This is a genomic window from Cardiobacteriaceae bacterium TAE3-ERU3 (assembly GCA_019218315.1).
In the GTDB taxonomy this organism is placed as follows: Bacteria; Pseudomonadota; Gammaproteobacteria; order Cardiobacteriales; family Cardiobacteriaceae; genus JAHUUI01.
On sequence record JAHUUI010000004.1, the window covers coordinates 210,231 to 219,460 of the forward strand.

General features: G+C 51.4%; 9 protein-coding genes. 2 read left to right on the top strand and 7 right to left on the bottom strand.

Translation table 11 applies throughout. From position 1 onward, the window contains the following. Positions 1–109: 109 nt before the first annotated feature. Entirely contained in the window at positions 110–745 is a 636-nt protein-coding gene (locus tag KRX19_09500; protein MBV7435257.1) for a CDP-alcohol phosphatidyltransferase family protein, read from the bottom strand. Positions 746–1,008: 263 nt separating this feature from the next. Continuing rightward, positions 1,009–2,361 carry a molecular chaperone gene (gene yegD / locus KRX19_09505; GenBank protein ID MBV7435258.1) on the bottom strand — a complete coding sequence of 451 codons (1,353 nt, stop codon included), beginning with the start codon at positions 2,359–2,361 and terminating at the stop codon, positions 1,009–1,011. 428 nt (positions 2,362–2,789) lie between these two features. Between yegD and KRX19_09510 the strand changes: the two genes are divergently transcribed. Further along, entirely contained in the window at positions 2,790–3,626 is an 837-nt protein-coding gene (locus KRX19_09510) for an SDR family NAD(P)-dependent oxidoreductase (GenBank protein ID MBV7435259.1), read from the top strand. Between the two features lie 75 nt (positions 3,627–3,701). On the opposite strand, the gene KRX19_09515 is transcribed toward KRX19_09510, so the two are convergent. From KRX19_09515 to KRX19_09530, 4 genes are read right to left on the bottom strand one after another with little or no spacing between them, the layout of a single operon-like run. Beyond that, positions 3,702–5,135, bottom strand: a complete 1,434-nt coding sequence (locus KRX19_09515) for a PTS ascorbate transporter subunit IIC (GenBank protein MBV7435260.1) — start codon at positions 5,133–5,135, stop codon at positions 3,702–3,704. A 29-nt stretch (positions 5,136–5,164) separates the two neighbouring features. Beyond that, the gene (locus tag KRX19_09520) at positions 5,165–5,446 is read right to left on the bottom strand and encodes a PTS sugar transporter subunit IIB (GenBank protein ID MBV7435261.1); all 282 of its coding nucleotides are present in this window, start codon (positions 5,444–5,446) and stop codon (positions 5,165–5,167) included. Positions 5,447–5,468: 22 nt separating this feature from the next. Further along, positions 5,469–5,936 carry a PTS sugar transporter subunit IIA gene (locus KRX19_09525; GenBank protein ID MBV7435262.1) on the bottom strand — a complete coding sequence of 156 codons (468 nt, stop codon included), beginning with the start codon at positions 5,934–5,936 and terminating at the stop codon, positions 5,469–5,471. A gap of 24 nt (positions 5,937–5,960) precedes the next feature. Beyond that, the gene (locus KRX19_09530) at positions 5,961–6,710 is read right to left on the bottom strand and encodes an SIS domain-containing protein (GenBank protein MBV7435263.1); all 750 of its coding nucleotides are present in this window, start codon (positions 6,708–6,710) and stop codon (positions 5,961–5,963) included. A gap of 403 nt (positions 6,711–7,113) precedes the next feature. Between KRX19_09530 and KRX19_09535 the strand changes: the two genes are divergently transcribed. After that, positions 7,114–9,012, top strand: coding sequence for an ATP-binding cassette domain-containing protein (locus KRX19_09535; protein MBV7435264.1), 1,899 nt, complete (start codon positions 7,114–7,116; stop codon positions 9,010–9,012). 11 nt (positions 9,013–9,023) lie between these two features. On the opposite strand, the gene KRX19_09540 is transcribed toward KRX19_09535, so the two are convergent. Then, a partial coding sequence (locus KRX19_09540; protein ID MBV7435265.1) for a hypothetical protein occupies positions 9,024–9,230 on the bottom strand: 207 nt, incomplete at its 5' end.

A 9,230-nucleotide genomic window follows, 5' to 3' on the forward strand; every position in this document is an offset into this window, starting at 1 on the left:
TACAGCTGGCACGGCAAGTTCCCATTGAAAAATCGTTTGGATTTTTTCAATGGGGTCAGGAAAGGCAATGCAACGATGTATAACCTTTGACTATATATTCTGACTTTCGCTACCGAGATATAAAATCATCGTCTAGCTGTGCCTTGACCTGCTTCAAGCGCACAATACAGGTTATCGCTGTTCCGATAGCCATGGCAATCAACGCAATCAGCAAAGCGTAGCGATCCGCATGATAGTGGCATTCGACTGCTGTAATAACACAAGCCAGAGTTAACAGTGCCATACGGTGCGGCTTTGCCATCGGCCCGCTGAATAATTGCGGCTGCGCCAAGCTGCCGCCCAATACGCGGATATACGCGGTAGTCACTGCAAGCAATGCCGTCAGCCACCCCAGCCAAGCGTAACCTGTGGCATACCCTGCTGCGACAATCAAAAGTGAATCGGCAACGCGATCCGGCACTTCATTAAACAACGCCCCGTCAGCGGTTTTCTTACCGCCTTCCACGGCTACCATGCCATCCAGTAAGTTACAAACCAAGCGCAACTGGACACAAATTGCGGTCAGTACATAGCCGATCGTTGTCGGCACGGTAAGCAATAAAACTGCCCCGATCAGTGCGAAGACGACGCTGAATACCGAAATCTGATTCGGGGTGATGGGCGTGCGATGCGCCAAGTATGAGGCAAATTTGTTTGCCCAGCGGCTTTGCCGCGAGGTGATTGGCCGGCGGTTTTCAATACTCATAATTCTTCCTTGTTGATCATTCCCACATGCGGTTGTGAGCAAAACCCAAACAATACACCAATTCAACCGTACCGTAGCATTTCTACAAAATAATGCCCCCCACAGATTCGGCTAATGTCCTATATAGCTGAACGATTTTGAATTTTATACAAAGCGTCGGGATCCCTCGAAAAACACTAATGTATTTTTCGTGGGAACCCGGAAAGACAATGCAACGATATATAAATGTAAAGGTATTTGGCTATAACGTATATGGGCGTGATCTAGGCAAAGCACAGCTGCGCCCAGCGCGCCAAGCCAGCGGTGACCGAGCCAAAGTAGTCGCCGCTGACAATCGGCACGCCCGGCACTGCTTGCTCGATTGCCTGACGCAACACCGGTGAGCGGGCCGAACCGCCAGTCACAAACACCACTTCAGGGCGTGTCCCGCCCTGCTGCATGACTTCTTCAATCAGGCGCGTCATTTTGCCCATCGGCGTGCGGATGGCTTCGACCATATCCGCTTCACTGATGTCAATGTCGATATTTTCTGACGGCAATGCCAATACATCGCGGAGCTGCTCAGTTTCCGACAGGGCAATTTTAAATGACTCAGCTTGCTTGACCACGTTATAGCCCAGCGCCTGTTCGTACACATCGAGCAAGCGCTCAAGCTTTTCCACTTCCTGCGCGTCACGCAACAGCGTTTGCAGCTGTGCATCATTCTCGCGCGCGTAAAACTTGCGCTGCGCGACGACGTCATTGATCGCTATTGGGTTCCAAAATTGCAGCGTCGGCATTTCCAGACCAGTGTGCGTCTTGCTACCACGCCCAAAATGCGGCATCAGCTGTGCAAAGGCGAGGTGAATATCGAGGTCGTTGCCGCCGACGCGCTCGCCACTGTGTGCAATCAGTGATGCACTGCGCTCGGTTAGCTGTCGCCACGACGGACCCATGCGCAACAGCGAACAATCAGTCGTACCGCCGCCAATATCGACAACCAGCACGATTTTATCTTCTGCCAACGTCGCCTCATACGCCAAACCTGCTGCAACTGGCTCGAATTGAAATGCTGTATCACGGAATCCGGCACGGGTTGCCGCGTTTTCAAGAATGGTCAGTGCCTGCCGGTTAGCATCTTCACCGCCAATGCCCTGGAAATTGACCGGCTTGCCAATCACAACATGGCGCACTTCCCGCTCGGCTTGTGCTTCGACACGTGCCTTGACGTTGACCATCATCGCGCACACCAAATCCTCGAAAAACGCCAGCTGCGCTTCGTGTACGCCGGTCGTGCCGAGAAAAGACTTCGGGGATTTGACGTAATAGACATCAGCAGGGTCTGACAAATACAGCGACAGTGCTTCGCGACCAAATGCCACGTCTTGATGGTCAAGGTCGATACTTTCTTCGCGGTTAATCTGCATCGCACGGCGCAAAAGTTCGTCGCCGGCGCTACTGCTCGGCTTGATGCCGTGGTGTTTGAACAGGTATTCCGATACCGAGGCGCGGTTTGGCGCTGCGAGTGTCGACGGTATATAAACGTGCTCGCCTTCAAGCCGCGACATGACTGCTTTATCGCCGTCCATCGTCGCCACGGCACAATTCGATGTACCAAAGTCAAAACCAATATCCATCACTTGCCTCAAAAGTTCATATGCATCTCAAGTTGAGACGCTCAAAGGGCGCGCATTATATGAAAATCCGTGGCCTATATACAGAACTGCTCCAAACGGCGCAGAAACATCTTGGTCATGAGGAAAACATACTGATTGGTATGCTCACTGCTTTTAGCACTTTTAAAATACTTAACGCCTTCGCAAATTTTATTTTGCAAACTAAATAACGGCAAAATCCTCGGCCAACATAAAAATACTGGCGACAAGCCACTACTCAAGCCTTGGAATCTGCGTCCGCGAACCTATGAAGACGGATCAGCAGCGCTCCTGCCTCCGGCAAATTAATCTGAGGCTGTGTTTAAACCACCGATACCCATCGGTGGTTTTTTTATGCTGTACAAGCTACATTGATACAAACCACACCATTAACCACACAAGGAAAAGACATGAATACACCCGTATGGTTTATCACCGGTGCATCCAAGGGCTTGGGTTTGGCGCTGGCACGAGTGTTACTCGCACAAAATTATCGCGTCGTCGCGACTTCTCGTGATCAGCATAAGCTCGCACAAGTGCTGGGGGAGAAGAGTGGCCAGTTTCTGCCACTTCAAATGCAAGTCACTGACCATGACAGCATCAAAAATGCCGTAGCACAGGTGCAAGCCCATTTTGGGAGTATTGATGTTTTGGTCAATAACGCAGGCTTCGGCGTGCTCGGCAATTTGGAAGAGCTGCCGTGGTCAACGATCGAAGACGGATTTGAGGTCAATGTATTTGGCGTAATGCGGATGTTGCGCACTGTGCTGCCGGTGATGCGCGCGCAAAAGCGTGGGCATATTTTCAATATTGCTTCGGTTTCAGCGACTGTTTCCGCGCCTGCCGGAGCCGTTTACAGCGCAACCAAAGCAGCTGTTCTGCAACTCTCTGAAGGGTTAGCGGCGGAGCTCAAGCCTTTGGGTATTCATGTAACGGCAATCTGCCCCGGCGGCTTCCGTACCGACTTTCTCGACCCCAGTTCCATGCAAAGCAGTGCTGGGGCAATTGATGACTATGTGCATGTTCACGATATTCTCGCTCAAGTCAGCGCAATGAATCATCAGCAGCGCGGCAATCCCGATAAACTCGCCGAAGCACTGATCACATTAAGCCACAGCGATGCCCCTCCACTGCGCATGTATTTTGGTAGCGATGCACAGAAGATGGTCGACAATAAATTTGAACGTATCAGTAAGGAAAGAGATGCTTATAAGGCACTGACGCTCGGTACCGACTTTGATCGTTAATCAATTTATAGTACAAAAAATGGCCGCATCACAGCGGCCATTTTCCTTTCAAGCATCAAATGCAGTGTGAATACACTATGCTTTTGGCGCTGCTTCATCAGCAGCTTTTTCAGCTTCTAGCTGAGGGATGCGCGGTTGCCAGTTAAGCCCGATCAGCAAGACGATAAAGCCAACGGTAATACCAATCGCAATCCAGCCACCAAGCAAGTTACGCAGAGCGTCAACAATGATCGCAGGAATGATCAAGTCAGGTACGGTGAAGCCCAAAGCGCTGGCGCCGAGTGCTGACAGGTCGCCAAATACGTTGAACTTGTACGCGTAGCTGATCGCAATCCATGCGATGAAGCCCCACAGGAAGCTGCCGATCCATGCACCGCGTACGCCACCAGTTGCGTTGGCAAAGATTGCCGCCGCACCACAGGCGAAGAATGCCACGATCATGCTTGGAATGGGCATCGGCCAGCCGATGGAAGCAAGCACTGCCATACCGACCAACTGACCGATGGTACCGGAAATTAAACCGATAACCAGCGCGTTTGGTGCAAATGGGAAGATGACCGGTACGTCGAGCGCTGGTTTCGCAGACGGGATCAAGCGGCGGGCAATACCTTCAAATGCCGGTACGATTTCGGCAATCAGCATACGTACGCCGTAGAGCATGATCAGCATACCCGCTGTAAAGCCAAGCACTTGCAGCAAGGTGAAGATGACCCAGTTCTCACCACCGGTAATTTCCTGCTCAACCTGCGCGACGTCGGTCGCAATGACAGCACCAATGGCAGCCGCGTAGCCGACGAACATCATCACGATTGTGGTTGAGACGGCGACATCACGGAAGAAATTCAGCTGCTTCGGTACTTTGATATCTTCAGTGCTGGTAGATGGATCACCGACATATTTACCGATAAATCCGGCAAAGACGTTAAGCAAGGTCTGACCGTGTGCAAACGCGACATCATCGCCGCCAGTGATTTTGCGCATGTAAGGCTGCGCCAGTGCAGGCATGAAGGTCATGTACGCACCATCCACGATAGACGCAACGGCAACGGTTGTGACATCACCAAGGCCAAAGCTGTGGAACAAGATGGCAAAGCCGCCTGCATGTACCCAGATCATATGCCCGGTGAGATACACATAACGCTGCTTGGTCACGCGCGCCAAGAATAGGTGGAACATGTAGCCGAACAGCAAAGTCAGGCCGATCAACATACCAAGCCGTGCGACGTTCTCACTTTGCACCGCACTAACGACCGCTTCGTCGAACGTGACGAATGTGGTAATCGAATCAGTTGGCAGTGCGGTCGCGAACATACTTTGAATGGGGATCAGCGCATTGATCAGGACGGTAATACCACCGCCGATGATCAAAATACTGAGTACGGTTTTGATTGTGCCAGTTACCGTGTCACCCAGCGGCTTCTTCTGCGCCACCAAGCCAATCAGCGCAATCAGGCCAATGATGATCGCCGGCACCTGAAACAATTTAATCAAAAAATCGAGAATCTGCATGAGAGCCCCCTTAAATTAGCTATATCTCGTCAGCCCTGAAATGAACGCAAAGCCTCTAATACCTTGGTTTTCACTTCGTTTTTATCAATCAGATTATCGATCAATACAACGTGCTTTACCTTGCCGCCAGATACTTGCTTTTCCATGTCTTTTGGTGAGACGACCATATCAGCCGGCATGGTCTTGAACGACCCGAGGTCGACCGGATCAACCGTTGCATCAATACCCTCGTCAGCGACGATCTGGCGAATCTGCATCGCCAACATCATGCTGGTGCCCAGCCCCATACCGCATACAGTTACAATTTTCATAATAGTCTCCTGGGGTTAAAAATTAGTTTGCATGGTGCTGCTCAAGCGCAGCCCAAAGTTCGTCGTCTGACGCTGCCGCACGTACAGCTGCCATTGTGTCTTCGCTTTCGAGTAAGCCGACAATTTGCTGCAAAGTCTGAATATGAGCATTCTTATCGACAGCAGAGAATGCGATGACAAAATCGACCGGATCATTGGCTTCATTGCCAAATTCACGCGGCTCTGCCAGCGTAATGATTGACACACCCGGCTTGAGCACTCCTGCTTCCGGGCGTGCATGCGGCATCGCCACACCGGGCGCAATCACAATATAAGGACCAAACTCAATCACGCCTTCCTGCATTGCACGGACGTAGTCGCCCGTGCAGCATCCTGCATCTACCAGCAACTGACCAGCGATGGCGACAGCTTCACGCCAGTCTGCTGCGTCCTGCTTGGCCTTGACCTGCTCAGGTGCGAGCAGCTCAACCAAAGATTTCACGTCGCTCATAAAGCCTCCGTTGTCTGGTATGGATTAGAGATAGAAGATGCGATCGGCATTTTTCGCCATGTTCTCGGCATTCCACTCTTTGCCGCCATCAAGATTAGCGGCGAGGAAGACCGGCGGTGTAATACCACGCTCAGCAAGGTCGTTGACAATTTCAGCAACCAACGCGTGCAACAGCGCAATACTGGTCACACCGGAAAGTGGGCAGAATTTCTGCGGTACAGCGTCATGCGAAAGCACCGCATCCCCTGCATCAACCTTGTTATCGAGCACATAATCAGCAAAATCTTTCATCTTCTTGCCAGATTCGTGGCGGGAGGTCACAGCATCGGTATAAGCGTGTGAAGTCACCGCGACAACGAGAATGCCGCGCTCTTGCGCGAGTTGCGCAAGCTCAATTGGCACTGCATTACGCCCTGAGACAGAGACGACGATCAGAACGTCACCTTCCTTAAGCGGAGAATTATCGAGAATAGCCTTGGCATAGCCCGGCAATTTCTCCATCTCGCTACCTAGTGTGGTCGGGCGGGTATCGAGTGCAGCAATGCCCGGGCCATAAAGAGGATTAACCAACATCAAGCCACCAGCACGATAAACGATATCCTGCACTGGTAAAGAAGAGTGCGAGCAGCCAAATGCGAACAGGCGGCCACCATCTGCCAGGCGTTCACCAATGGCTTTCGCCACTTTTTTGATTTCCGGAGTTTCCTCATCCTGCAAACGCTTCAGTAAATCAATTGCCGCTGAAAAGTAAGTTTTTGCCAAGTCGTTTTTCATACAAACCTCACTATGTGAACAAAAATGTGTGGAAAAACCGTTAAAATATTATTATCAAGTTCATATAATATACACAATGATGCGCTACATAAGGTAAAAAATCAACTTTAAATATTGGTTAATAAATTATTAACGCATTAAAAAACAATGATTATATGTTGCACAAATGCATGAAATATATTTCATAGTGAGTTTTGTGGTTTTTTGATGATATATACAAATAAATCATTTTCCACAAATATAATAAATAACCAAACATCAGCCTGAGCATTTCCACATTCCTGGCACAATATGTTTGCTCAAGGCACGGCATAGATACGAAATAAAAAAGCGTAAAATGCGCTAAACCTATCTGGCGCATAAATTTCATGAAATTTTTTTTTGCCGCAGCTATAGTACGCGCATGATAGAACTCAACGACCTTTCCCTCGCCCGCGGCAGCGATATCCTCATCCGCAATGCCAATGCACGCATTCACGACGGACAGCGCGTCGGCCTCGTCGGACGCAATGGCAGTGGCAAATCCACCTTGCTTGCATTATTGCGCGGAGAACTCGACCCCGAACAAGGTGATTGCCTGATGCCGGGCGGCTGGCGCATTGCCAGCGTGCGGCAGGAAACGCCCGCCTTATCCACTTCCGCACTCGACTATGTACTCAGCGGGCACAGCGAATATACCGCGGCGCAAAAGGCTATTACCGAAGCTGAAGCAAGCGGCGACGGCATGGCAATTGCTCACGCCCATGAGCTAATGGCTGCCTGCCATGGCTACCAGCAGCCTGCACGCGCTGGCGAACTGCTGTCCGGTCTGGGCTTTACGCCTGACACCCACAACCATCCGGTCAGTGCCTTTTCTGGCGGTTGGCGCATGCGCCTCAACCTCGCACAAGCATTGATTGCGCCGGCTGATCTCCTACTGCTTGATGAACCGACCAACCACCTCGATCTCGATGCGATCATTTGGCTACAAGATTTCCTCAAAACCCATCCTGCAACCCAAATCATCATCGCCCACGACCGTGATTTTCTCGATAGCCTGTGCCAGCATATCCTGCACATTGAGAACAACACCATCTACAGCTATCGCGGCAACTATAGCGACTTCGAGCGCCAGCGCCACGAGCACCGCATGCAGGCGGAAGCCACATACCGTGCGGAAGAAGCCAAGCGTGCGCACTTGCAATCTTTCGTCGACCGCTTCCGCGCCAAGGCAAGCAAGGCAAAACAAGCGCAAAGCCGCCTAAAAGCACTGGAAAAACTCGATGCAGCCCCACCACCACCGCCGGAAAGCAGCTATGAACTGCGCTTTCCCGTTGCTGAGCGCTTGCCCAACCCACTGATGAATTTGAGCAAAGCCAGTGCTGGTTACAATGGCAAGCCAGTCGTCAGCGGCATTAAGCTGAATATCGGTGATGAAGCTCGCATCGGCCTGCTCGGGCGCAACGGTGCGGGCAAATCCACCGTCATGAAACTGCTTGCCGGCGTACTCGACCCGCTTGAAGGCGAACGCAATATTCACCGCGATACGCGCATTGGCTACTTCACTCAGCACTCGCTAGACGCGCTAGATGCTGAGGCTGATGCACTCACCCACATGCAGCGCTTACTTCCTGAGCAAAGCGATCAGGAATCGCGTACTTTTCTTGGCTTTTATGGCTTTCGCGGCGATGACGTCTTTGCACCGGTCGGGCGTTTTTCTGGTGGCGAAAAAGCACGCTTGGCACTAGCGCTGGTGATTGCCAAGCGCCCCAATCTATTGCTGCTTGACGAACCGACCAACCACCTCGACCTCGCAATGCGTGACGCACTCACTCTCGGCCTGCAATCCTATCAAGGTGCAATGCTGATTATCTCGCACGATCGCTCACTACTGCGCGCTGCATGCGATGAATTTCGATTGGTTAAAGACGGCCGCCTAAGCATCTTTGACGGCTCGCTGGATGATTACCGCGACTTACTGCTTAGCGATAAAAAAAGTGCCAACGATAACGACGGCGGCAATGATGGGGGCGAACCATCACGCCAAGTACAAAAGCGCAACGAAGCAGAGCTGCGCCGCCTGCTCAAGCCCTACCGCGATGCCATGGACAAAGCAGAAAAACAGCTCGACAAACTGCAAAGCGCGCTAGACAAAGTAGAAGAAGCCCTCGCTGATAGCGACATCTACAATGAAGCAAATAAGGTAAAACTGCAGGATTTGCTCGCCAAACAAGCGCAGCTCACACGCGAGCACAATGCCATTGAAGCCGAATGGCTGAGCGCCGCCGAGACGTTGGAAGAGAAGCAGGCCGAGCTGTCGTGATGATACACAGCTCATTTGCACATAAGCAGACCAACAGGCAACAGGCAACAGGCAACAGGCAACAGGCAACAGGCAACAGGCAACAGGCAACAGGCAATAGGCAATAGGCAATAGGCAATAGGCAATAGGCAATAGGCAATAGGCAATAGGCAATAGGCAATAGGCAATAGGCAATAGGCAATAGGCAATAGGCAATAGGCAATAGGCAATAGGCAATA

Coding starts and splice junctions, on each gene's coding strand:
- KRX19_09535 (MBV7435264.1), top strand. CDS start 7,114: ATGATAGAACTCAACGACCTTTCCCTCGCCCGCGGCAGCGATATCCTC.
- KRX19_09525 (MBV7435262.1), bottom strand. CDS start 5,936: ATGAGCGACGTGAAATCTTTGGTTGAGCTGCTCGCACCTGAGCAGGTC.
- yegD (MBV7435258.1), bottom strand. CDS start 2,361: ATGGATATTGGTTTTGACTTTGGTACATCGAATTGTGCCGTGGCGACG.
- KRX19_09500 (MBV7435257.1), bottom strand. CDS start 745: ATGAGTATTGAAAACCGCCGGCCAATCACCTCGCGGCAAAGCCGCTGG.
- KRX19_09520 (MBV7435261.1), bottom strand. CDS start 5,446: ATGAAAATTGTAACTGTATGCGGTATGGGGCTGGGCACCAGCATGATG.
- KRX19_09515 (MBV7435260.1), bottom strand. CDS start 5,135: ATGCAGATTCTCGATTTTTTGATTAAATTGTTTCAGGTGCCGGCGATC.
- KRX19_09510 (MBV7435259.1), top strand. CDS start 2,790: ATGAATACACCCGTATGGTTTATCACCGGTGCATCCAAGGGCTTGGGT.
- KRX19_09530 (MBV7435263.1), bottom strand. CDS start 6,710: ATGAAAAACGACTTGGCAAAAACTTACTTTTCAGCGGCAATTGATTTA.